At 58.5% G+C, this 24397-nt stretch carries 20 protein-coding genes and 2 tRNA genes; 9 read left to right on the top strand and 13 right to left on the bottom strand.

Going from position 1 to position 24397, the window contains the following annotated elements:
- Window positions 1–101 precede the first annotated feature (101 nt).
- Window positions 102–1361, top strand: coding sequence for a glycosyltransferase family 4 protein (locus tag JJQ76_RS15025; RefSeq protein WP_210397702.1), 1260 nt, complete (start codon window positions 102–104; stop codon window positions 1359–1361).
- A complete protein-coding gene (locus JJQ76_RS18175; protein ID WP_210397701.1) occupies window positions 1358–2479 on the top strand; it encodes a glycosyltransferase family 4 protein in 1122 nt (373 codons plus the stop codon). The genes JJQ76_RS15025 and JJQ76_RS18175 overlap by 4 nt, the downstream gene beginning before the upstream one ends.
- 92 nt (window positions 2480–2571) lie before the next feature.
- Here the strand turns inward: JJQ76_RS18175 and JJQ76_RS15015 are convergent, their stop codons facing one another.
- The 3 genes from JJQ76_RS15015 to JJQ76_RS15005 are packed head-to-tail and all read right to left on the bottom strand — an operon-like array spanning window position 2572 to window position 5694.
- Window positions 2572–3351 (bottom strand): polysaccharide deacetylase family protein, encoded by a 780-nt coding sequence (locus JJQ76_RS15015; RefSeq protein ID WP_210397700.1) that lies wholly within the window; start codon window positions 3349–3351, stop codon window positions 2572–2574.
- Entirely contained in the window at window positions 3341–4510 is a 1170-nt protein-coding gene (locus JJQ76_RS15010; RefSeq protein ID WP_210397699.1) for a glycosyltransferase family protein, read from the bottom strand. The genes JJQ76_RS15015 and JJQ76_RS15010 overlap by 11 nt, the downstream gene beginning before the upstream one ends.
- On the bottom strand, window positions 4504–5694 hold the full coding sequence (locus JJQ76_RS15005) for a glycosyltransferase family protein (RefSeq protein ID WP_210397698.1): 1191 nt from the start codon (window positions 5692–5694) through the stop codon (window positions 4504–4506). Before JJQ76_RS15005 ends, JJQ76_RS15010 begins: the two co-directional genes overlap by 7 nt.
- A 117-nt stretch (window positions 5695–5811) precedes the next feature.
- Between JJQ76_RS15005 and JJQ76_RS15000 the strand changes: the two genes are divergently transcribed.
- Window positions 5812–7167 (top strand): adenylate/guanylate cyclase domain-containing protein, encoded by a 1356-nt coding sequence (locus tag JJQ76_RS15000; protein WP_210397697.1) that lies wholly within the window; start codon window positions 5812–5814, stop codon window positions 7165–7167.
- Here the strand turns inward: JJQ76_RS15000 and JJQ76_RS14995 are convergent.
- From JJQ76_RS14995 to hrpA, 7 genes are all read right to left on the bottom strand, one after another.
- On the bottom strand, window positions 7145–7804 hold the full coding sequence (locus JJQ76_RS14995; protein WP_210397696.1) for an HD domain-containing protein: 660 nt from the start codon (window positions 7802–7804) through the stop codon (window positions 7145–7147). The genes JJQ76_RS15000 and JJQ76_RS14995 overlap by 23 nt on opposite strands.
- Before the next feature lie 4 nt (window positions 7805–7808).
- Complete coding sequence (locus JJQ76_RS14990) at window positions 7809–8279, bottom strand: cyclic nucleotide-binding domain-containing protein (RefSeq protein WP_210397695.1); 471 nt, start codon at window positions 8277–8279, stop codon at window positions 7809–7811.
- 125 nt (window positions 8280–8404) lie between these two features.
- Window positions 8405–8887, bottom strand: a complete 483-nt coding sequence (locus JJQ76_RS14985) for an STAS domain-containing protein (protein WP_210397694.1) — start codon at window positions 8885–8887, stop codon at window positions 8405–8407.
- 2 nt (window positions 8888–8889) lie between these two features.
- Window positions 8890–10053, bottom strand: coding sequence for a PP2C family protein-serine/threonine phosphatase (locus tag JJQ76_RS14980; protein ID WP_210397693.1), 1164 nt, complete (start codon window positions 10051–10053; stop codon window positions 8890–8892).
- Window positions 10054–10104: 51 nt separating this feature from the next.
- Window positions 10105–10830 (bottom strand): MlaA family lipoprotein, encoded by a 726-nt coding sequence (locus JJQ76_RS14975; RefSeq protein ID WP_210397692.1) that lies wholly within the window; start codon window positions 10828–10830, stop codon window positions 10105–10107.
- Between the two features lie 104 nt (window positions 10831–10934).
- Window positions 10935–11936 (bottom strand): porin, encoded by a 1002-nt coding sequence (locus tag JJQ76_RS14970; RefSeq protein ID WP_210397691.1) that lies wholly within the window; start codon window positions 11934–11936, stop codon window positions 10935–10937.
- Window positions 11937–12333: 397 nt separating this feature from the next.
- Window positions 12334–16248 carry an ATP-dependent RNA helicase HrpA gene (gene hrpA / locus JJQ76_RS14965; protein ID WP_343232545.1) on the bottom strand — a complete coding sequence of 1305 codons (3915 nt, stop codon included), beginning with the start codon at window positions 16246–16248 and terminating at the stop codon, window positions 12334–12336.
- A gap of 145 nt (window positions 16249–16393) precedes the next feature.
- Between hrpA and ydiJ the strand changes: the two genes are divergently transcribed.
- Window positions 16394–19453 carry a D-2-hydroxyglutarate dehydrogenase YdiJ gene (gene ydiJ, locus JJQ76_RS14960; protein ID WP_210397690.1) on the top strand — a complete coding sequence of 1020 codons (3060 nt, stop codon included), beginning with the start codon at window positions 16394–16396 and terminating at the stop codon, window positions 19451–19453.
- 55 nt (window positions 19454–19508) lie between these two features.
- Here ydiJ and phbB read toward each other — a convergent pair whose 3' ends face one another.
- Window positions 19509–20249, bottom strand: a complete 741-nt coding sequence (gene phbB, locus JJQ76_RS14955) for an acetoacetyl-CoA reductase (RefSeq protein WP_210397689.1) — start codon at window positions 20247–20249, stop codon at window positions 19509–19511.
- A 258-nt stretch (window positions 20250–20507) separates the two neighbouring features.
- On the opposite strand from phbB, the gene JJQ76_RS14950 reads away from it, so the two are divergent.
- The 4 genes from JJQ76_RS14950 (at window position 20508) to JJQ76_RS14935 (ending at window position 22620) form a co-directional block, all read left to right on the top strand.
- Window positions 20508–21296 carry a motility protein A gene (locus JJQ76_RS14950; protein ID WP_210397688.1) on the top strand — a complete coding sequence of 263 codons (789 nt, stop codon included), beginning with the start codon at window positions 20508–20510 and terminating at the stop codon, window positions 21294–21296.
- Entirely contained in the window at window positions 21293–22084 is a 792-nt protein-coding gene (locus JJQ76_RS14945; RefSeq protein ID WP_210397687.1) for an OmpA family protein, read from the top strand. Before JJQ76_RS14950 ends, JJQ76_RS14945 begins: the two co-directional genes overlap by 4 nt.
- A complete protein-coding gene (locus tag JJQ76_RS14940) occupies window positions 22071–22487 on the top strand; it encodes a PilZ domain-containing protein (RefSeq protein WP_210397686.1) in 417 nt (138 codons plus the stop codon). Before JJQ76_RS14945 ends, JJQ76_RS14940 begins: the two co-directional genes overlap by 14 nt.
- Window positions 22488–22543: 56 nt before the next feature.
- A tRNA-Met gene (locus JJQ76_RS14935) sits at window positions 22544–22620 on the top strand.
- Between the two features lie 531 nt (window positions 22621–23151).
- On the opposite strand, the gene JJQ76_RS14930 is transcribed toward JJQ76_RS14935, so the two are convergent.
- A tRNA-Ser gene (locus tag JJQ76_RS14930) sits at window positions 23152–23239 on the bottom strand.
- Window positions 23240–23376: 137 nt separating this feature from the next.
- Here JJQ76_RS14930 and JJQ76_RS14925 point away from each other — a divergent pair.
- On the top strand, window positions 23377–23727 hold the full coding sequence (locus JJQ76_RS14925) for a hypothetical protein (RefSeq protein ID WP_210397685.1): 351 nt from the start codon (window positions 23377–23379) through the stop codon (window positions 23725–23727).
- 38 nt (window positions 23728–23765) lie between these two features.
- Here JJQ76_RS14925 and JJQ76_RS14920 read toward each other — a convergent pair.
- The coding region (locus JJQ76_RS14920; RefSeq protein WP_210397684.1) for an IS3 family transposase at window positions 23766–24397 on the bottom strand (632 nt) is incomplete at its 5' end.

Here is a 24397-nt window from a genome sequence, read left to right as displayed (position 1 = left end):
GTGACATAGCAGCGATAAATCGTTATTGATTCAAACGCTTCTATCTTCCGCACCGACACCCGAGTGTTATAGTCGGGGCATTCGACCATAAGGAGTGTGCCGTGTCACCCACCGTTGCCTTGGTGCTCAAGGGCTACCCTCGCCTGTCTGAAACCTTCATTGCCCAGGAGATCCGCCAGCTTGAGCTGCGCGGAATGGCGTTGTTGATTGTATCCCTGCGGCATCCCACCGACAGTGCGCGTCACCCCATCCATCATGAGATCGCAGCACCGGTGCTCTACCTGCCCGAATATCTCCACCAGGAACCGCTGCGGGTACTGCTGGCACTGGCCCGGGCGCTGTTTCGACGCACCTTCTGGCGTGATTTGCCCCTGTGGTGGCGGGACTGGCGGCGCGACCCCAGCCGCAATCGGTTGCGTCGTTTCGGCCAGGCGCTGGTGCTGGCGCGCGAGCTCCCCTCCTCTATTAAACACCTGTACGCCCATTTTATTCATACCCCGGCCTCGGTAACCCGCTACTGCGCCCGCCTGACCGCTCACCCCTGGTCGGCATCCGCCCACGCCAAGGATATCTGGACGCTGGAGCCTTGGGAGCTGAGCGAAAAGCTGGCCGAGCTGGAGTGGCTGGTCACCTGTACTCGCGCCAACCGCGATTACCTTGCGACACTGGCTCCCGAACCGGAGCGGATCGGGCTGGTCTACCACGGCCTCGACTTCAGCCGCTTTCCCATGCCGCCGACCGCTGCGGCCTCAACCGCTGATGGTCAAAACACCACCGTACGGCTGATATCGGTCGGACGCGCCGTGCCCAAAAAAGGCTACGACGATCTGCTCAACGCGCTGGCCCAACTGCCCGCCGGACTGAAGTGGACGCTGACCCACATCGGCGGCGGTGAGCTGAGTCAGTCGTTGCAACGCCTGGCCGAAGAGCTCGGTCTCAGTGACCGGGTGACATGGCTGGGCGCGCAACCACAGGAGCAGGTACTGGCAGCGTACCGTCAAGCGGACCTGTTTGTACTGGCCAGCCGCGTTCATGGCGACGGGGACCGTGATGGTCTGCCCAATGTGCTGATGGAAGCTCAGAGCCAGCACTTGGCGTGCCTGTCGACCGACCTGTCCGGGATTCCGGAACTGATCACCCATGCAGAAACCGGCTGGCTGGTACCCCAGCACGATCCGGTCGCCCTTGCCAGCGCGCTGGCACAGTTGATCCGCCAACCCCAGCTGCGCCAGCAGCTGGCAGTAGCAGGTTATCAGCGGGTGAGGGAGCAGTTTGCCGTCGATCGCGGCATCGACCAACTGCTGCAGCGATTCGGCCCGGACCTGGTTACGACGCCCGCCCTGTGCGAGGGTCAAGAGTGAGCCGGATCGCTTTTTACGCACCTCTCAAGCCCCCCCATCACCCGGTTCCCTCCGGTGATCGGGAGATGGCGCGTATGCTGATGCGTGCTTTGCAGACGAGTGGATTCGAGGTCGAGCTGGCAGCGTCTCTGCGCAGCTACGAGGGCCGGGGCGACGCCATCCGGCAACAGCGCCTGCGGCAGCTCGGCGAACGTCTGAGCCAGCGCCTGATCCGGCGTTATCAACGCGCCCCTCTCACCCGCCGCCCGGCGCTCTGGCTCACCTATCACCTTTATCACAAGGCCCCGGACCATATCGGCCCGGCGGTAGCCGAGGCGCTGGGTATTCCCTACGTGGTGGTCGAGGCATCGGTCGCCACCAAGCAGCAGCATGGCCGCTGGCACGCTGGCTACCAGGCCAGCATCATCGCACTTCAGCGCGCCGCGCTGGCTATCTGTCTCAACCCCGTCGACCGCCGGGGTCTGACTGAGGCGGTGCCGACACTGCCCCAGGCCGACCTGCCGCCCTTTATCGACCTTGCGCCGTTCGAGTCGCCGGGGCAGACCCGCCGGCAACTGGCCAAACGCTTTAACCTCGATAGCAACCGGCGCTGGCTGCTCTGCGTCGCGATGATGCGTCCGGGCGACAAGCTGGCTTCCTACCGGCTACTGGCGGACTGTTGCCACCAACTGGCCGGCGACGACTGGCAACTGCTGGTGGTCGGTGACGGCGATGCCGCCAGCGAAGTGAGGTCCGCGTTCGCTAATCACCCCGCGGTAAGGTTGCTGGGCCAGCAGCCAACCCCAACCATCGCCGCGCTGGGCCAGCAGGCCGAATTGCTGCTGTGGCCGGCAGTGAATGAGGCGTTCGGCATCGCGCTGCTGGAAGCGCAGGCGTCTGGATGCGCAGTGATCGCAGGGCGCGAGGGCGGCGTTGCCGCCGTGGTAGCCGATGGCCAGACCGGTGTGCTGACCGAGCCCCGCAGCAGTACAGCCCTGGCCCGGACGACACGAGAGCTGCTCGATCGCCCGCAGCGGCTGGCCGAACTGCGCCGCTGCGCGGCAGAACACGTTCGCCAGTGCCACAGTCTGGAGGCAGCATCACAAAGATTGCGCACACTGCTCCAGCCGCTGCTATAACCCCCGGGATCAACGAAGACGGCATAGCGAGCCCGCGCAACCTGCCAGCAATGGCACATGGTGGCGGCACCGGACTCAATGCGTGGATTTATTTATCTGCAGGACTGATCACCACGAAACTCAGTACGTGAATCGATCCAGCGTGCGTGCGGTTGCGCGGCGATAAAATCAAACAGCTGCCGCAGGAATAACCAGCACCCCTCATCGTGGGCCAGGTGATGGCTCATGATGCCGGTCGCCTCGCCACCGTCGACCGCACCGCTGCGACGTGCGCGCAGATGAGCAATCAACTGCCCCAGCACCTCATCATCCCCGGCAAAACAGCGCCCGCGGCGCCAGTCGATCAGATCCACATGCACATTCAACTGCCGAATAAACCTGCGGCGGCGGGGTGCGAGGGTCGACAACCCCGTGAAGCCGGCACTATCAAGCTGCAGCAGCAGCGATTCGCTCAGGCGGTTCCAGGGCGGCACCAGCACCGCTTCAAAGCGATCTCCCAACAATCCGGCGAGGCGCTCACGCCCGGCAATCAGTTCCGCCACCATCGCTGCTAGCGGCCGATCATCGCCCAACTCACACTTGCGCGCGCCCTGCGGCGCATGATTGCGATGGGCAACGCCGTGCTGATAGGCAATTAACAGCGGGTTGGCGGCAAGCAGCGGGCAGAGAGAGCTATCCGCGCCTTGGGGAATCACGGCCAGCGCCAATGGCACCTGATAGTCGCGGCTGAGCTGATCCAGCCGGGCCAGTTGAGGTGACTGACGTTCGGCATCATCATCGCGCCACCACAGGGTGGCGCAGCGCCCCTGCTGGCCCCAGAGTGCCAGCTCCTCAGCCAGAGCCTGCCATGGGCCGGTTTGATCAGCTCCCATTCGCACTCCGATACTGTTGCCAACGCTGAATTAGCAACGCCGCTGAACGACGCGCACCATCGCGAGCCAAGGTCAGTGGCTGGCGACGCTGGTGCAACGCCCGGGTTATCGCCATGGCCAACCGCTGCGGCGTAAGCTCGGTTTCGTTAACCGCCGTGACAACGCCCGCGGCCGCCAGCTTGTCGCAGCGCATCCGCTGCTCGGTTTCACCCTGCCCCTCAAAAGGCACCACCACCGCCGGACAGCCCGCACCAAGCAGATCCATCAGGGTGTTATAGCCCCCTTGGGATATCGATAGCGCACAACGACTGAGCAGATCGGTAAAGTCGGGCCGGACCGACTCCAACACCACTCTGTCAGAGGCTAACTGCGCCAGTTTCCGGCGCGCCTCTGGACTCACATTCGGCCCCAGCAACACCCGCCACACCCGGTCGGACAGCGGCCCCAAAGGCCGACTTTCGATGGCACAGCGCAACAGTTCAAAACCCACCGCGCCGCCCCCCGCACTCACCACGACCTCAGCGTCAGACTGCGGCCGATAGTCAGGCTGCCGGCTATCCGTGACATAGCCGGTGTAATCAAGACACTGCGCTATGGCGCTGCAACCGGGCACGCTTTCTGGCAGGGTCACAAAAGCGGGGTCACCATGGACCTGCACCCGATCAAAGTACTGTGCGATCAGCGCCAGAGTTTCCGCCTCCCGCTCCGGCTTGCGCCGCTGCAAAATATCGCGTACCGAACTGCAGATCAGTGGCCGAGGACGCAGCTGATCCGCGAGTTCCAGCAACGGTAGCAACTCCCAACGAAGCTGCCGCCGCCCGAAAGGGTAGGTTTCCAGCATGAGGATATCGGGCTGCTCCTGCGCCAGCAGCGCCAACAGTTGCTGACGCCGCCCTTGCTTGAATGGCTCGCTTAGCGCCTGCCCCTGGGGGTCGACCAGCGCCGAAAAGTCAGCATCAGCGGCTTGCAGTGGCGGCAGTTGATAGACGCGCGCGCTGCCAAAGGTGATTCCTGCCACGGGCAAGCCGCCCAGCACCACCGCGACATCAAGACCCGCTCGTTGCCAGCCTTCTACCAACAGGGCAGCACGACGCAGATGACCGATGCCCAGCAGGTGCTGGACATAAAACAACACCCGGGGGGATGACGCTGCTAGCAATCGTCCACCGCCGTCAGTGCCTGCATCCGCTCGGCTACCGCGTCCAGCCCACCCATAAAGTGTTCACTCAGGCGGCTACTGGGAAGAGGCAGGTCCGGCAACGCCTGTAACGAGCGCAACATCCGTTGGCCATTGCCAGGCTCGCGCAGGTCGTGCAGCATCACCAGCCCCAAGGCCTGAGCCCGAACCGCCCTGATCAGCTGCTCTTCGCGCGGTTCGGTCCGCGGCACCAGCAACGCACGCTTGTCAAACGAGAGGATCTCGCAGAAAGTGTTGTAGCCCCCCATCGCAACCACCGCCGCCGCGTCGTTCATTAGGCTTTCAAGATGGTTATCGAACGTGATCATAGTGACATGAGGCAGCTCTGCCGCGCGGGCGCGAAACGCCTCCTGCTGCTCGCTGGGCATAAATGGACCGAGTACAAACAAACCATGCCAGGGCATCTCCGCACAGGCCTCATAGGCGCACAACACGGTGTCGATCATATCGGCTCCGTCCCCCCCCCCTCCTGGAGTCACCAGCAGATAGGGGCGAGGCAGATCCAGCAATCGTCGCGACGCAACCTGGCCTGGCAGGCCACGGCGAAGATAACCGGTATAGAAAATGCGCGCCGTTACCTCGTCCGGTATCGACAGGCCATCGAGCGGATTGCCCATGCTCTGGTCACCGTAAACCCAGATCTCCTGGTAGTAGCGCTTCAGGGCCGAGCAAGCGCCCTTGTCTTGCCACTCCCGCCGCAACAGATGCGGCGCATCAAGAACATCACGCAACCCCAAAACCAGCGGTACTCCGCGGGCTTTGAGCATCGCCAGCGTCGGCTCCACTTCACCGCGCAATCCCAGCGGCTCCTTGTCAACAATAAACAGGTCGGGGGCAAAGATCTCGGCAGTATGGCGAATGATCGATTCCCGCATCGCCAGCGTCTGCTCAATATCGACGTGAAGGCCCAGCGAGGTGTAATCACCATTGTGCAGTTTAATAACACCGGGAATACGAACAAAATCTACCCGTGCCTTAAAATCAAAACGGCCAATGATAGGCGAGCCGGTAAGGATCAGGACCGACAATCCTTTGTAACGCTCCACCAGTGCGTGAGCAATGGCCCGGCAACGGCGCAGATGCCCAAGGCCAAAGGTATCGTGGCTATAGATCAGAACGCGGGCGTTTTCTAATTTTTCTGGCATCCCTACACCTACGTAACATTCGCACGGTTTGAAGCATCTTAGGGGATAGAGGCGGCAACGACAATCAACGTTACAGCAATCTATCGCCTAAGCTGTCAATGAGTTAGAGGAACCGCCATGAGCCTCCATATCGCCGACCTGCTAGAGCAGCACTCGCGCCACGCCAGCGACCACCGCCGCCTGCCGGAGCGCGTGTGTGCGGCCATTGATCGTCACCAGTGGCGCAGCGAACGATTGGTAGCGCGCATTCAGTTGGCCGTTGTACTCACCTTCAGCCTGCTCTATACCTTGTCACCCAAAACCTTCTCGGCGGAGGCTACCTTCGCCCCGGTGCCTTGGGTATTGGCCGCTTACACGCTGTTTACTCTGGTCCACCTGTACGTCTGCCAGCGGCGACTGCCCAGCGACGGTTTCACCTACCTGTCGATTCTGGTGGATATGGCCCTGATCTACCTGTTGATCTGGAGCTTTCATCTGCAATATATGCAGCCGCCCTCTTTTTATCTCAAAGCACCGACACTGCTCTATGTGTTTATCTTCATCGCGTTGCGCGCATTGCGTTTCGAGGTCAAGTTCATTCTGTTTGCCGGTGCCAGTGCCGCCATGGGCTGGCTGATAATGATCCTCTACGTCGTATTCGCAGACGCCGCCAACACCATGATCACCAAAGACTACGTTACCTACCTGACCTCCAACAGTGTGCTTCTGGGGGCGGAGTTCGACAAGGTGGTCACCATCGTGATCGTTACTCTGGTACTGGCGGCGGCGGTATATCGGGCCAAGCGCTTGCTGGTCGAGTCGGTGGTAGAGGCCAGCGTCGCCGATGACCTGAGTCACTTCGTACCCGACCAGGTGATGCGTAATCTGGCCGAGTCCAGCGAACAACCCCAGGCGGGCCAAGCCAAGACCTATGACGCCACCGTGATGTTTATCGACATTGTCGGCTTCACCAGCCTGAGTGAAGCACTCTCACCAACCCAGGTGGTGGCAACCCTCAACAGTTACTTCACCGCGGTCGAGCAGATACTCGAGCAACACGGTGGAACCATCAACCAGTTTCAAGGCGACGCAATTCTGGCCAGTTTTGACCCTGCCAGCGGATCACGGAGCCCCGCCGACGATGCTGTGCGTGCCGCTCTGGCCATCCAGCGGATGCTGCACACGCAGCAGTTCAGCGGCAATCAGCTCCGTTGCCGTATCGGCATCAACAGTGGATCACTGGTGGGTGGTTTGATGGGGTCAAGCAATCGCCTCATCTATACCGTTCACGGTGACGTGGTCAATGTTGCCGCCCGGCTGGAGCAGCTCAACAAAGAGCTGGGGACCGATATCCTGTTGTCGGAATCCACCGTCAACGCCTGCTGCACGCCGGAGCTCGCGTTTGAGCCCAGAGGTGACGTGCGGGTCAAGGGCCGGCATCAGCCGGTGGCGCTGTTCTCGATCACTGCGACTAAACCAAACGCTCTCGCTTGAGCAACTTTTGCTCGCGCTTCTGCAGCAACCGAATCATGCGTTGCATATTGTGGCGAGCATCAGCCTCGTGGTGCTCGCGGAAAGGATGGCTGAAATAAAAACAGGGCCGCGCCAGCATGGCCTGCAGAAAAGCGACCTGGCAACGGCAGAACTCAAGATCACTGATCTCGCGACGCTCGGCACGGCAGGCGGCAGTATCAGCCACATAGCGATGCCATGGACGGGAAAAACTGGCCAGGTCGATATCCACCAGCAGTGCTTCCTCGTCACTTTGAGGTGCACCGTTGTGGGTGGTGTAGAGAATCATGTCACAGATTTTATTCTGTCGTGACGCACTGATACCACCATGACTCAGCTGCCGAAAAAGCTTGGCGCCGCGCGCCTCGTGCCCACGGGGATCAGGGGAATAACAGGCATCATGGAACCACAGGGCCAACTCGACCGCGTCAGGGTCGGACACCCAATCAGCGTAGCGATCCAGCCACAACAAACACTGATCAATATGACCACCGGCATGATAGCAGCGCGAAGGGTGTGCATAGAGCTGCTCGAGTATGGTGAACACGTCGTCACCCGATGGGCACTCGGCTGAGTCTACGTTACGCGCCCACAACTGTTGGAATCGCAGCCGATCCACCGGCTTACTCTCCTGTCGGGCCCAGGCGCAGCTGCTTTTGCAACGCTTCGTTAGCCTGATGGGCTTCCGCCAGCTTGTCGCTTAACTGGCGCATCACATCCAGAGCAACCTCGGGGTTGCCGCTCAGCAACTGCAAAAAGGCATCATCCTCGATCTTGAGGACGCTTGCCCCACCCTTGGCACGCACGGTAGCACTGCGCCCGGTCTTGGAGATAACGGCCATCTCTCCAATCAAGGCCCCTTCGCCCCTGACGATACTGTTGAGGGTGCCACATTCGCTCTCGGTCAGGATTTCAACCTCCCCCGACATTACCAGATAGACGCTGTCGGCGGGATCTTTGAGGTGGAACAGCGCTTCGCCATCGTGGTAGTGCAGCAGCTGGCTGGTGAACGCAAGCAGCTTGAGCTTCGACGTTTCCACTTTGGAAAGCATCGGTATTTTTCGCAGTCGTTCAACTTCTTGAGCCAAATCCAAGCGCAGCACCCTCCGGGGAAGGAGTTATTGTTGTTAGTATTAGACTCGCACCGGATACTGCGCAGGTCAAGAAAACAGCCTGCCGGGACTTTGATATCAGTTATTTATACTGCAGTTGCGGAAAATCAGTCGCACTCGAGCGAGCGCACCAGGTCGCGGAAGCTTTCGCGGTTATGTTCGTTGAGGTCCATCAAAACACGGTGCGCGTTCAAAATACGCTGGCGCACCTGCTCCTCAGATTCCTGCAACGGTGACAGTTCGACCAGCGACGTTTCCTGCTGTTCAAACTCCCGGATCAGAAAAAAGACCTTGTCGAAGCCCATACTCAGCAGAATCCGGCTGATGTCATCGTTGGTCGAGACTATAGTCGGCCGCAGTTGGTGACGCTGCTTCATCTTGACCGAGATTTTCGCCAGCAACCCCAGCGAGGTACTATCGATACCCTCGGTTTCCGTCAGGTCGATAATGACCGTCTTGAAGCCTTCATTGTCGAGCATCGCCTCGAGAAAATGATCGAGGGTAGAGCACAGCGTCAGGCGTACGTCTCCGACGAACTTCAGAACGTAATTGCCTTCGTACTCGGCTACTAAAATCTTTCCGCTTTGCATGGTCAAACTACTCGTGACACACTCAGCGCCGCTATATCGTCGGGAGCATCAACCACCTGGTCCACTCCCAGCGCCACGGCCAGCTCATTCAGGTCGCGGTAGCCTCGTGCCGCCGCATCCAGTAATGCCTGCTCCTTAGCTTTGAGGTCCGGCTGATCCATCACTTCGAGAATACCGTCTGAAAACAGGGTCAGACTGAACTCATTCTCCAACTCGACGATACGACCATCAAACTCGGCGTCGTCAAACAGACCAACGGGCATTCCCGTTCCCGCAAGAAACTCGGCTTTACCATTCTGTTGCAGTATCGGCATAGGGTAATGCCCGCCCACACCGTACTGCAAGGTATTCTCAATCCGGTCGAGCAACCCCACAAAAATGGTCAGATGCTTGCCAAGGCCAGTATCCAGCAGCTCCTTGTTGATCCGCCACAAAACATCAGTGGGGGATAATATATGGAAACTGGAGCCGCGATTATAGTTCCTCAGTAACCGATTGGTCATGTTCTTTAGCAATACGGTTACAAAGGCCGACGACGCCCCGTGGCCGGAGATATCCGCCAGATAGAACATGGACAGGGATTCAGAGATGCGGAAAAAGTCGATGAAGTCGCCACTCAAAAACAGCGAGGGCTTGATGCGGTATTCGAAACGGTAATCGTTGATCACCGCCTCCTGTGGCGGCAACATTTTGCGCTGTACGTGACGACCGGCCTGTTGATCTTCCTTGAGCAGCGCCAGACTTTGTTCCAGCTCTGCACGCAGGGTTTCACTTTCTGCAACCAGCTCAGCTCTGCGCAAATGGCGGGCAAGTGAGGCGCGGTTGCGTTCGGTGTCGGCGGAATCTGCGTCCAGCACATCGGCCACCCCAACCGCCAGCAACTGTTTCAGATCGGCTGGCCGGGCGCCGCTATTGAGCGCGATCACCGGATGAGGCTCCGCCTCAACAACCAATTGGCGCAGCTGCTCCAGCGAGGTACTGCCGTCAACAGCGACAACGGTGACCAAGGAGGCCTGTTCGGCAAGCCGCTGTGTAGCCAGATCCAGTGAAATCGGCGAGCCCAGCACCAAACCGCATTCAGCAGCATCCTTCACGATCGAGGCCAGCTCGACGTCGGGGAGATCTCCGGGCACGATGATCAGCCCCTGCTGTTCAGCATTATTCATTCAATCGGTTGCCTGCCTCTGAGAGCCTTGGGCCCAAACCGCGTCACGGGCCTAAAACCCGTCATCCCCGTAAATATCGTCTATCTGCCCATCATTAACAAGGTATTCGCGCCGCTGCATATAGGCATCACGAATAAAGGTGTAGCGATCGCCCGATATCAGCGCCTCGGACTTCATCAGCTCCGAACGCAGATCCAGCGCATAGAGCAGGGTATAGGACCAGTTAAAGCTTTCGTCATCATAGAAGGTTACCGGATGCAGGTAAGCGTTGGGCAACCAGGAAAAACCGTCACGGATATTGCTCGGCCCCAGGAAAGGCAGCACCAGATAGGGGCCGGAGGGCACCCCCCAGTAGCCCAGCACCTGGCCAAACTCCTCATGTTGTTTAGCGACACCCGCCGGGGTTGCAACGTCGAACAATCCACCGAGACCGAACGTGGTGTTAACCACCACCCGCGCAAGGTCCTGCATGCTGTTGTGAAACTTAAGCTGGAGAATATTACTGAACAGCGAAACCACATCATTTAAATTACCGACAAAATTATGCACCCCACGCTGTACCGGTTCCGGGGTTATATAGCGGTAGCCTTTAGTCGCAGGCAGCCACAGATATTCATCGACGGCCTCGTTAAACGCAAACATCTTGCGATTAAACCCCTCCCAAGGATCGGGATTCACCTCTTCAGCAGCCGCACCATTTACCCATCCCAACACCACCACCCAAAGTAGCACCCGTTGAATCACACCACTACCTTTGCCACATCGCTTATTCAACATCGAATTAAACCGCCGCAGATCTCAGTCGGATAGTATTAAATATAACGCCAACAAAAAAGGCTCCCGAAGGAGCCTTTTTTACGAGAATCTAATATCCAGCGATATTAGAAGTCTACGCGGTAGCCAACGCTCCAAGAACCGTACTTGCTAGCGTTGTTTTCACGATCGCTGTTCACGTCGGTGTAGTTAACGAAGGCACGTGCCTTCTTGCCCAGCTTATACCAAGCTTCAACGGCAACCTGACGACCTTGATCAGATCCAGCAGAAGTCTCGTCGAAATCGACGTAGTTAGCCAGCAGCTTCACGTTGCCGAGGTCGTAGGTAGCAACCAGTTCCAGCGGGTTTTCACCAACACCTGCGTTAGCAAAGCCGTCGTCGTTGTCCTGGTACAGAGCGGCAACGTACAGCGCATCCATGGTGTAGCTCGCTGCGAAAGTAGTGATGTCGCCATCAGTAACCGCAGGAGTAGGAGTAGCACCATCGTCGGTGTCGTAGCTGCTCAGAGAAGCAGCTAGGCGGAAGCCAGCCATTTCGAAAGAGGCTGCGAGGTTGTACGCATCAACATCTTCCTCACCAGCGTCACCATCACGACCCATCAGGGCTAGAGCAGCCTGGAAACCACCCATCTTCGGCGTGGTGTAGGAGAGCGCATTGCTCTGACGACCTTCTTTGCCATAGTTGTGAGTCGGGTTGGAGCTGGCGTCCAGTACATCCACCATAGAACCGGTCATCAAGAATGCCGGAGTCCACTGGCGACCAACGTAAACGTTACCAAAGTCGCCGTTCAGACCTACGTAAGACAGACGGGTCTTGAACGCAGAGCTATCAGTGTGAGTGTCACCGTTAGAATCTTCCACGGTGCCGACCGGATCAGTAGAAGCAGTAACTTCTACACGGTAAGAGGCAGAAACACCGTCGATACCAGTTTCAGCTTTGCCACGCAGGCCGATACGTGAGGAGTTATCGGTAACCTTTGCAGAGCTTCCGTCTTTGTCTGACATTTCAATCTTGGTACGCAGAGAGCCGTAGATAGTAGCGTCGGCTTGAGCGATCATCGGAGCAGTCATTGCACCGGCAACAGCCAGAGCGATCAGTGACTTCTTCATTAAATTTTCCCCTTCAGTTTTTAACATACTAGTAGTTAAAACGTCTTTAACCGACCTCGATCACCCGTATCCTCGGGCTCATCTGAGCGCGGCCAAAATTCCAAGCGATTTCAACTCTAACCCAGCAAAAACAAAAAATGTAGACCTATCAATTAAAAAAACGGCGTTTTTTTATCTTTTTTTTCGCGTTACGGTTGTTTTTTAGCCAGCAATTCCCAGCCAAAACAACCTGGCGAAAGGCCTTCAGTTTTTATTCCCTATCCCGTACCTTTTCCAAGCGAGTACAGAATATGCCGGGATAAAGTTTCGCACCCCGTTTAATGCCGCTCTGCGGCAGGCGGTGCGCGAAACTGAAAGCATTCAACCATGTTTCCCCAGAGGGGTCAACACCGCACAATCAGGGCCCGCAGCGCCGCCACTGCTCGGCCAAGCGCTTGGCAGAAACAGGCATTTCAGTGCCCAACTGCTGGGCAAACAGTGAAACCCGATACTCTTCCAGCATCCAGCGGTATTGCTGCAGCTCAGCATCATCACCACCCAGCGCTGCGATCTGCCGCCGCTGGACGGCAAAGCGCTCCCAGCCCTGGCGCAGCTCGTCGCTTTGCAACCGCTGTCGCTGCAGGTCGGTTTTAAACCGCTGCAGACGATAGTCAATAGCGTGCAGATACACCGGATACCGCGCCAGCCAGCGGGTGGGCGTAGCCGCCATAAATCCGGGATAGACCAACTGCTCCAGCTGCGCGCGGATATCATTAAGCACCGGCACCCAAGCCAACTGCACCTGCCCCTTAAGCTTTTTGCCCAGCACCTGATAATGGGTCGCAATACGATCCAGTAACCCCAACGCGGCCTCAAACTGCGCCGCCAGCTCCCCGCGCCCCTGCGCAATGGCCTGCTCCAACTCGGTTCCAGAGCGAGGCAATGCACACCCTTCCTTTATATAGCTGTTGATCAGCGCACACTGGGCCAGATCCTGCCACAGTCTCTCTTTAGCCACGACAGCACCCAGGCGCAGCGCACAGGATTCAAAAACACGCTGACCACGGCGCAACTCCTTCAGTCGGGTTTGCTCACGCCGCTCCAACAGGCACACCAGCCCCTGCCGGTGAGAACGCATGGCCGCCGCGGGGTGATCAAACAGCCGCACCCACAGCCCCTCTTTTTCAACACTGAGCCCCGGATACGCAGGCACGCTCATGCCTGCCTGATGGAGTTCAACCTCGGTTGGCAGCGGTTCGAAATCAACCCCCTCGACCGCAACTTCCCAGCGCTGTCTACCCGGATCAGCAACCGCCTCTTCGTCGCAGCTGTCACCAAAACGGGCCAGCAGCTCCTCCCAGCTGCGCCCTTGCCCGACGACACGCCCGTGAGCATCCAGCACCCGGATATTGAAACGCAGGTGCGGCTCCAGCCGTTCGCTCTGCCAGGCATCATCGGGCACCTGCACACCGGTTTTTCGACGCAGCCACCGAGACAGCTGCTCCACCAACGATTTGGCTTCGACTGGCTGCGACTGCAGAAAAGCACGGGCGTAGTCCGGCACCGGAACGAAGTTCTTGCGCAGCGCCTTGGGCAGTTGCTTCAGCAGCGCAATACACTTCTCCTCCACCAGCCCAGGCACCAACCACTCCAGCCGTTCCACCGGCAGCCGCTTAAGCGCCGCCGCGGGAACATTCACGCTGACGCCATCATCATCACTGCCGGGCTCAAAGTGATAATCGAGCTTAAAACGCAGCCCCTCATGGGTCAGGGTGTCAGGATACTGGGTACCGGTGATCGTCTGCGCATCGTGACGCATCAGGTAGGCTTTATCGAGGAATAGCAGCTGAGGACTGGTCGCCTCGACTTTCTTCCGCCACTGCTCAAATGAGGCGCCATTGACGACGCTCTCTCCGCCGTTTTTTAACAGCAGCTCGCGATAGAACTCATAGAGCTGCTCTTCGTCGATAAGAATATCCCGCCGCCGGGACTTATCCTCCAACGCCGCCACCTCGGCAAGCAGGTCACGGTTATGGCTGAAGAAAGGCGCTTGAGTGTCGTACTCACCCTCTACCAACGCGCTGCGAATAAAGATCTGTTGGGCAGTATCGGGCTCGATGCGACCGAAACTGACTTTGCGCCGCGGCACAATAACCAGTCCGTACAGGCTGATCTGCTCATTAGCGACCACATCACCGCGCTTCTTTTCCCAGTGGGGCTCGCTGTAACTGCGGCGAACCAGATGCCCCGCGAGCTTTTCTACCCACTCCGGCTCAATCCGCGCCACCAGACGAGCGTACAGCCGGCTGGTTTCCACCAGTTCGGCAGCGACAATCCACTTCTGCTTGCCTTTGCTCAGCGGCGATCCCGGAAACACCAGAAACTTACGGTTACGAGCCCCCAGATATTCGCGATTCTCCTGCCGAAAACCGATCTGCCCCAACAGTCCGGACAGCAGCGCCTGATGGATAGCAGCATAACTTGCCGGCTCGGCGTTTTGCTTCAGCCCCATCGCCTTGCAGGCCAGCAGCAACTGCCGATGCAGATCACGCCATTCGCGCATACGCAGATAGGAGAGGAACTGCTTCTGGCACTGTTTGCGCAACTGGTTCTGACTCAATTCCTGACGCTGCTCCTCAAAGCGCTGCCACAAATTAAGCAGGGTGACAAAATCGGATAGATCGTCGCGGTACTCAGCATGGCACTGATCCGCCTGGGTCTGCTTCTCCAAGGGGCGTTCGCGCGGATCCTGAATCCCCAGCACCGCCGCCAGTACCAGCAACTCGCGCAGACTGCCGTTACGCTCCGCCTCCAGCAGCATACGTCCGAGCCGCGGGTCCACCGGTAGGCGCGCCAACTGTTGCCCCAGTCGGGTCAACTTACCCCCGTGCATAGCCCCCAGTTCCTCCAGCAGGCGCACACCATCCTTGATCTGGCGCGGATCCGGAGGATCGATAAAGGGGAAATCGGCCATGGCACCGAGGTTCTGGGCCGCCATCTGCAGAATCACCGAGGCCAGATTGGTGCGCAGAATCTCGGCATCAGTAAAGGCGGGACGGTTATTGAAATCCTCCTCGCTATACAGGCGAATACAGATCCCTTCAGCCACACGACCGCAACGCCCCTTGCGCTGATTGGCACTGGCGCGGGATATAGGCTCCACCGGCAGGCGCTGCACTTTGGAGCGATAGCTATAGCGACTGATACGGGCAAACCCGGGATCAACCACGTAACGAATGCCGGGCACGGTGAGCGAGGTTTCTGCCACATTGGTGGCCAGCACGATCCGCCGCCCCTGACCCGAGGGGTGAAAAATGCGGTTCTGTTCAGCGTTACTCAAGCGCGCATAAAGAGGCAGCACTTCGGTATCGCGCAGCTGTGCACGCCGCAGCACCTCTGCGGTTTCGCGAATCTCACGTTCACCACTGAGAAACACCAACACATCGCCGCGCCCCGAACGGCTGCGTTGTCGCTCCAGCACCTCAAGTTCCTTGATCGCCGCCAGCACCGCAGCAGCCTGATCCAACTCGCCGCCCTGCTCCGCCTGCAGCTCATCCAGCGGACGATAAAGCACCTCTACCGGGTAGGTGCGACCGGACACCTCCAGAATCGGTGCGTCGCCAAAGTGCCGGGAAAAGCGTTCCAGATCGATGGTAGCCGAGGTGATGATCAACTTGAGGTCGGGGCGGCGAGGAAGCAGGCGCTTGAGGTAACCCAACAGGAAATCAATGTTAAGGCTACGCTCATGCGCCTCGTCGATGATCAGGGTATCGTAACGACGCAGCAACGGGTCATGCTGAATCTCGGCCAACAAAATACCATCGGTCATCAACTTGACCCGGGTAGAATCACCCACCTGGTCGGTAAAACGGACCTGATAACCCACCAGACCGCCCAGCTCGGTGCCAAGTTCCTCGGCGATTCGCGCCGCCACCGCCCGCGCCGCCAATCTGCGTGGCTGCGTGTGACCGATCAGTCCCCGCCGCCCCCGCCCGAGTTCCAGACACAACTTGGGCAACTGGGTGGTTTTACCGGAACCGGTTTCACCCGCCAGCACCAGCACCTGATGCTTGGCCAGCAACGCCAGAATTTGCTCCCGCTTCTGGCTGATCGGCAGCTGATCGTCGTAACGGGGAGCCACAGCCGGCCCACGGAGCGCGACCCGCGCGGCCGACTGAGCCAGCAGTTTGTCAAAGCGCGAGGCCAACCGATCATAGGGTTTGCCGCTGGCGGCCTGACGCTCCATGGCCCGCAGCATCTTCTCCAGCTCCGGCTCATCGATCAGACTGCTTTCGGCCAACGCGGCTTGCCGTTGCTTGAGATCCGGGCTCACATCGCCTCCATTACAGCATAAAAGGCTGGAAATTATAGGGCGTTGTCCACATCAGCAAAACCGCCAACTGCTGGACAGCGGCAATGCCTGCTATAATGGCGCCCCGTTTTTACCTTCATTGCCCTGATACCCGAGTTTACGCGCCATGATTCCAAGACTCTCTGAAGCCAGTTCTGTCCAGAGCCATTACCTCAGCTTTATCGAGAGTCTCAAGCAGCGGGGGTTCCGCGGCGATCTCAATCCCGACTACGCCAACCGGGTGGTGCTGGCCACCGACAACAGCATCTACCAGCTGTTGCCGCAAGGGGTTCTCTACCCACGCAATCTGGAGGATCTGCAGCGGATCGCCCGCCTGGCCCAGGAACCACGTTTTCAGAACATCGTTCTCAGTGCCCGCGGCGGCGGCACCGGAACCAACGGCCAGTCTCTGACCGACGGTCTGGTGGTCGATATCTCGCGCCATATGAACCAGATTCTGGAAATCAACGCGGAAGAGCGCTGGGTGCGGGTTCAGACCGGCGTTGTCAAAGACCAGCTAAATGCGGCGCTTAAGCCCTACGGCCTGTTCTTTGCGCCCGAACTCTCTACCAGCAATCGCGCCACCATCGGCGGCATGATCAACACCGACGCTTCCGGCCAAGGCTCCTGCCAGTACGGCAAAACCCGCGACCATGTGCTGGCGCTGAAAAGCGTGCTGCTCGATGGCAGCGTTATCGACACCCGGGCAATCGACGGTACGGAGCTGCAACAGGCACAGCAACAGCAGGGGCTGGCGGGCGAACTCTATCGCCTCGCCGACCGTATCTACCGTGACAACCGGGAAGCTATCGAGGCGGGTTTCCCCAAGCTCAACCGCTGTCTCACCGGTTACGATCTGGCCCACATCTATGACGAACAACAGCAGTTCAACCTGAACGCCCTGCTCTGCGGCAGCGAGGGCACCCTGGCCTTTATCGCCGAAGCCAAGCTCAATGTATTGCCGATTCCCAAGTATGCGGCGCTGGTCAACCTCAAGTACGGCAGTTTTGACGCGGCGCTGCGCGACGCCCAGGATCTGATGCGTGCAGGCCCCACCTCGATCGAAACGGTGGACTCCAAGGTGCTCAACCTGGCGATGCAGGACATCGTCTGGGACAGCGTGCGCGAGTACTTCCCCGAGGACGGCCAACAGATTCGAGGCATCAACCTGGTCGAGTACACCGCGGACGACGAGCAGGCACTGCAAGCCAAAGTAGAGACGCTAACTGCCCAGCTTGAGCAACAGCAGGGCCAGCCGGGCAAGAGCATCGGCTACACCGTGGCTTATGGTGCTGGCGAGATCAACAAAATCTGGACCATGCGCAAGAAATCGGTCGGCCTGCTGGGCAATGCCCAGGGCGAAAAGCGCCCGATCCCCTTTGTCGAGGACACCGCGGTGCCGCCGGAAAACCTGGCCGACTTTATCGCCGAGTTTCGCGCCCTGCTCGACAGCCACGGCATGGAGTACGGAATGTTCGGCCATGTGGACGCGGGCGTACTGCACGTCCGCCCCGCCATCGACATGAAAGACCCCGAGCAGGAAGCCGCTATCCGCACCATCACCGACGGCGTGGTCGCACTGACGCAGAAATACCACGGCCTGCTCTGGGGCGAGCACGGCAAGGGGATTCGTTCGGAGTATGCGCCGGCCTTTTTTGGCCCCCGACTATACGGCTGTTTGCAGCAGATCAAAGCGGCATTTGATCCGCGCAACCAGCTCAATCCGGGCAAGATCTGCACCCCGGCCAACAGCGATGCCGAGCTGCTGGCTATCGATGGCGTGTCCACCCGCGGCCAGCACGACCGCCAGATTCCGCCGCCGGTGCGCCAGCACTTCAGTGAAGCGATGTACTGTAACGGCAACGGCGCTTGCTATAACTACGATCCCAATGATGCCATGTGCCCCTCCTGGAAAGGCACCCGCGAACGGATCCACTCTCCCAAAGGGCGGGCATCGCTGGTACGCGAATGGCTGCGCCTGCTGAGTGAGAAAGGCAGCAATCCGGCATCGGAAGCACGCAAATTGCGATCACGCCTGCCGGGCCTGTCGCTGCCAAGCCGCATCCGCAACAGCGTTAGCAAAGCCCGCGGCGAGTATGACTTCTCCCACGAGGTGATGACCGCAATGGAGGGCTGCCTGGCTTGCAAGTCCTGCGTCTCGCAGTGCCCGATCAAGGTCAACGTGCCGGAGTTCCGCGCCCAGTTCATGGAGCTTTACTACGGCCGCTACCTGCGCCCGCTGCGCCACTACCTGATCGCCGGACTGGAGTTCATGATCCCCTGGCTGGCCAAGTTCCCACGCCCCTACAACTGGATGGTTCGGAACCCACTCGGGCGCCAGTTATTCCGACGCCAGATCGGCATGGTCGACAGCCCCGCCATCTGCACCAATGGTCTCGCGCGGGCGTTACAGGAGCGCCACATCGCCTGGGCCACTCCGGACAACTTGCGCCAGCTGGCAGACGCCGAGCGCCAGCTCAGCGTAGTACTGGTACAAGACGCCTTTACCAGCTATTTCGAGACCCAACTGGTGCTGGATTGCTGCGAGCTGCTGCAGCGCCTGGGCTTCCGGGTTTTCGTGGCGCCCTATGCCGCCAACGGCAAGCCGCTCCACGTACACGGATTCATGCACCGCTTTGAGCAAACCGCTCGCGCCAACGCCGAACGGCTCAAACGCCTGGCCGACTGCGATGTTGCACTGGTGGGTATCGACCCCTCCATGACCCTGACCTATCGTCAGGAGTACACCAAAGTCCTCACCGACATGGAACCTCCCAAGGTGCAGCTACTGCAGGAGTGGCTGGCTGGCCAGCAGGCTCATCTTGAGCAGTTAGAGCTGCAGCTGGCCGACGGCGACTTCCGCCTGCTGTCGCACTGCACCGAACGCACCAACGCGCCTGCAGCGGTTACCCAGTGGCAGCAGGTGTTCGCCGCACTCGGCCAAAGCCTCGACCATCAGAATACCGGCTGCTGCGGCATGGCCGGCACCTATGGCCACGAAACCGCCAACCTGGAAACCTCAGAAACCATCTACCGGCAAAGCTGGGGGGAGGCGATCGCCGCGGAACAGCACCCGGAGCGACTGCTGGCCACCGGCTACTCCTGTCGCAGCCAGGTTAAACGGATGGATCAGCAACAGTTGGCCCACCCCGTTCAGGCACTGCTACGGCAGCTTCGCAGCAGCTGACCTTAATCCACAAAAAAGGCTCCCGAAGGAGCCTTTTTTCTATCGCCGCAGCGACTTAGTGCATGTGCTGGCCACCGTTGATCGACAGGTTGGAGCCGGTGATATAGCCACCCTCCTCTGCTGCCAGGAACGCAACCGCACGACCGATCTCAGACGGCTGACCCATACGACCCACCGGAATCTGGGCCACGATCTTCTGCTGGATCGCTTCGTCGATCTTGGCCACCATCGGCGTCAGGATATAGCCGGGAGAGATGGTATTGACGGTCACACCGTTACGCGCACCTTCCTGAGCCAACGCTTTGGTAAAGCCGTGAATACCCGCTTTGGCAGCAGAGTAGTTGGCTTGGCCCATCTGGCCCTTCTCACCGTTAACGGATGAGATGTTGATGATACGACCCCACTTTTTCTCCAGCATGTCTTCAATGACCGGACGGGTCATGTTGAAGGCGCTGTCGAGGTTGGTAGTCAGTACCGCGTGCCACTGGTCCCAGCCCATCTTCTTGAAGAAGCCATCACGGGTGATACCGGCGTTGTTGACCAGTACGTCGATTGAACCGCCGCACTTCTCTTTGATTTCCGTTACCGCCTGCTGGCAGGATTCGTAGCTGGTTACATCCACGTGCTGAATTTCGAAATCGAAGCCGGCATCTTTCTGCTCCTGCTGCCAGGCTTTGGCTTTCTCTTCGTTGCTGTATCCGGCAACGACTTTCATTCCCAGCCCCGCCAGTGCCTCGCAGATTGCCGAGCCAATGCCCCCTGTACCACCGGTGACCAATGCGATCCGTTGAGTCATTTAAAACGTCTCCTTTGACTGATATTCCCTGAGATCCGATGATCCTGACGCCGGACCCCGTTGTTGACTTGCCTTGTAGTTATCAGTTCGTAATAGCAAGCCTGACCATCATATGCAAACAAGATGACAGATGCACTGCGCGTTTTCCCTAATTTTTGCCGATCAAGGCGTCTCTGACTTGCATCAATGCCTACCAATCAACTTGACTGCATACTCAACATCCACAGTTTCTCATGAGCTTTCAAAGAGCAGCCGTTCATGGATTTCGCCTCCCTGCTTGGGTTCCTATCAGGCCTTGCACTGATCATATCCGCCATTTTTCTGGGCGGTAGCGCCGACATCTTCGTCAACGTACCGGGGATGATGATCGTGGTTGGTGGCACCATTGCCGCCACCCTGTTGACGGTCCGTTTCAGCGATGTCATTGCCGCTTTTCGCGCCGCCTACATCGTCTTCACACGCGACGACACCAACCCGCAAGAGATGATCGACACCATGCTGAACCTCAGCAAAATTTCGCATCGCAACGGGTTGCTGGCGCTAGCCGACGTCAAAACCAACTCCAACTTCCTGCGCCGTGCCTGCAACCTGATCGCCGACGCCTCATCTCAGGAGATGGTACAGAAAACTCTGCAGACCGAAATCGACTCACTGATGAGTCGCCACTACGTAGTCCAGGATGTGTTTCGCAAGATGGCTACCTACGCACCCGCTTTCGGCATGCTGGGAACCCTGATCGGCCTGATTCAGATGCTGAGCAAACTGGAAGACCCGGGCAGTATCGGCCCGTCCATGGCGGTCGCCCTGCTGACCACCTTCTACGGCTCGCTACTATCCTCGATGCTGTTTCTGCCTATTGGTGGCAAGCTTAAAGCACGCACCCTGATGGAAGTGACCAACCTCGAGATCATTCGCGAGGGCACCCAAGGCATACTGGCCAACGACCACTACGCCCACGTCTACGAACGCCTCTCGTCCTATATCCCCGAAGCCCAGCGCAAACCTCTGGTGGTCGGCCGCGGCAGCAAACAAGAGTCGTCAGCATGAACCACCGAAATCAGCTAATGGAGGAGGAGAGCAGCGGTGGCTGGATCACTACCTTTGCCGACCTGATGACCCTGCTGCTGGTTTTCTTCGTGCTACTGTTTTCCATGTCGACAGTGGAATCCGAACGCTTTCAGGTGATGCTCACCTCGCTGCAGCTGGCTTTTGGCGACAGCGGCAACTCTAACTCACTGATCGAGATGCCCCACCGGGCACAAAAGCTGACCCCGGCCACCGACGCCGAAGTCACCACCAAGCCGCTGCCCCCTAATCCGCCCAAGACCCCCGAACAACCGGACAGCGCCACACCAACCATTAGCAACGAATGGATGGGGCTGGCCGACCAGCTGCGTAAAACCCTGTCAACATTTGAAGTGGAAGACATTGTCGCCATCGACATACCGGCCGAGGGTAAGATCTCAATCCAGATTCGCGGCCAGGCGCTATTCGATTCCGGCTCCACCGATCTTAACTACCAGGTCGATCAGGTGCTGGATTCACTGATGAAAGTATTCCGGCAGCGGCACGATTTCACCATCAACATTCAGGGCCACACGGACAACCTGCCCATCAGCACCCCACGCTATGAATCCAACTGGGAGTTGTCCGCCCTGCGCGCCACCACCGTTTTGCGCTATCTTATCGGCAAAGGGATTGCCCCCGCCCGACTCACCGCCACCGGCTACGGCGACTCCCTCCCGCTCGAGTCTAACGACACACCTGAGGGGCGGGCGCGCAATCGTCGCATAGAGTTTGTTCTGGAGAAGAAGCAAAGTCTTGATTTACGTTGACTACCCCAGCCACAACCGGCGCCAGGCCTACCGCGTCACGCCCGACTCCGATACGCCACTTGATCTGCGCCTGTGCGATAGCAATGCACAGGTGATCGATATCTCCGCCAACGGGGTTTCATTCCGACTGCCAGCCGATGCCTCTCCCTCACCGTTCGCTGAACCGCAGCAAGAGATCCCGGCGATCCTCTTCCTCGGCAAAGACCACCACCCCCTGCCCCTCTCTCTGGCACTGGTCAGCGAGCACGATGGCGAATATCGCTGCCGCATCATTCACTTCAATATCCAAGGTCAAAAGATGTTGAGCCGCTTTATCGTCCAACACCAGAAAGCGGCCATTAGAGCCCAGCGCCAGAGTGGCCAATTGCCATTGACCGACGCCATGGAGCCTCTACAAGATTAATTGCGCCACCCCCTAGACAGAAGCCAACCAGACCCATATAATTTGCCCCACGTTGATGCGGGGTGGAGCAGCCTGGTAGCTCGTCGGGCTCATAACCCGAAGGTCGTCAGTTCAAATCTGGCCCCCGCTACCACATTCGGAAAAGCTGAAAATCAGAAATGGTTTTCAGCTTTTTTCGTTTCAGGGGGCGCACTCTCGGGCTCGCTCTTCGTCAGCCCGCGAAGGCGATCACTTCAACACAGGCCCCGCTACCACATTCGGAAAAGCTGAAAATCAGAAATGGTTTTCAACTTTTTTCGTTTCGGGGGCGCACTCTAGGGCTCGCTCTTCGTCAGCCCGCGAAGGCGATCACTTCAACACAGGCCCCGCTACCACATTCGGAAAAGCTGAAAATCAGAAATGGTTTTCAACTTTTTTCGTTTCGGGGGCGCACTCTAGGGCTCGCTCTTCGTCAGCCCGCGAAGGCGATCACTTCAACACAGGCCCCGCTACCACATTCGGAAAAGCTGAAAATCAGAAATGGTTTTCAACTTTTTTCGTTTCGGGGGCGCACTCTAGGGCTCGCTCTTCGTCAGCCACCAGCCCTATCGCAGACCGCTATTCTGGACGGAACAGCCTGAACGAAAAAGCCCCGGCCAGATGACCGGGGCTTTCTCATAATTCGTGGCGGTGAGGGAGGGATTCGAACCCTCGATGCCTTTCGACATACACACTTTCCAGGCGTGCTCCTTCGGCCACTCGGACACCTCACCGCAATGCCCTCGTTTCGAGGAGCGCGTAATTTAAACCATAGCCTGATGAAACGCAAACACATTTTTCCCGACGGCAAGCCGGGGATGAGGTTGCCGCTTCCCACGGCAAACAGCTGCCGACAGTGACGGAGGATTTGATGCGCAACCCAGACTTTGCGCGCGGTCCAGGCCTGGCCCGCATCTTGCTGCTGTCCCATGAACGCAAGCCAACAGTGGAGAAACACATGGGCATTTTCAGCCGTTTGAGGCAGGACAAAACCCTTAATCAAGCCACCCCACTTAAGATTGATCATCCGGCGATCCAGCACCTGCGCGCCGAAGTTACCGCACGCCTGATTGCCCAGAGCCGCGACACCGGCGATCACTCAAACGCATTTCAGCAACGAGTCCGACAGCTGCGCGAGCAAGGCACCCCGTTACGGATGCAAGACCTCATTGATCACCTTAAGCGTCAAATGCGGCTGGAGCAGCGACGCCACTCCCATTGAACCAACCGTGTCTTGTCCTGAAATAGGTTGACACTATTTCACGCTAAAAACGCCCGATGCACTTCATCGGGCGTTTTGTATTTTAAGGCCATGTGTGGCCGCCGTGTATTGTAGAGACGAACTGATTCATCAACCATGACGGTAGCCTGCTCGAGATTATCAGGCCTCCTCTGCAAGTACTCTCCTTTCAGTATCCCGTTCACTCTTTCCGCCAACGCATTTTGATAACAGTCGTGGCCGTCCGTCATCGAACAACGCACGCCATACTTTTCGTGCACGGCTTGGTAACGTTGCGAACAGTACTGTATGCCTCGATCAGAGTGGTGAATTAATCCTGTTCCACCCCGATAGTCCCTGAGCGCCTTTTGATAAGCCGTTACTACAGACTCCGCTCGCAAGTCACTGTGTACATGGTATCCAACGATCTTGCGTGAATACGCATCGGTAACCAGGCTCAGGTACGCCTCTCCATTCCTTACCGGTAAATAGGTGATATCCGCGACCCAGATCTGTTCCGGTTGTGTTGCCTGCTCCTGCGCCGCACCGGGCTTGAGCAAGTTAGGATGACACCAAAAACGATGATGACTCTGCGTCGTCTTGTGATAGGCCCTCAGCCGCCGAACCAGTAGTCGATGGGTCTTGAGCAGTTCAAACAGCTTGTCCCTGCCGA

The organism is Motiliproteus sediminis, from assembly GCF_017912535.1.
GTDB classification, from domain to species: domain Bacteria; phylum Pseudomonadota; class Gammaproteobacteria; order Pseudomonadales; family Balneatricaceae; genus Motiliproteus; species Motiliproteus sediminis.
The sequence above is the reverse complement of the archived record's forward strand: the minus strand, read 5'-3'. Positions and strand labels throughout refer to the sequence as shown.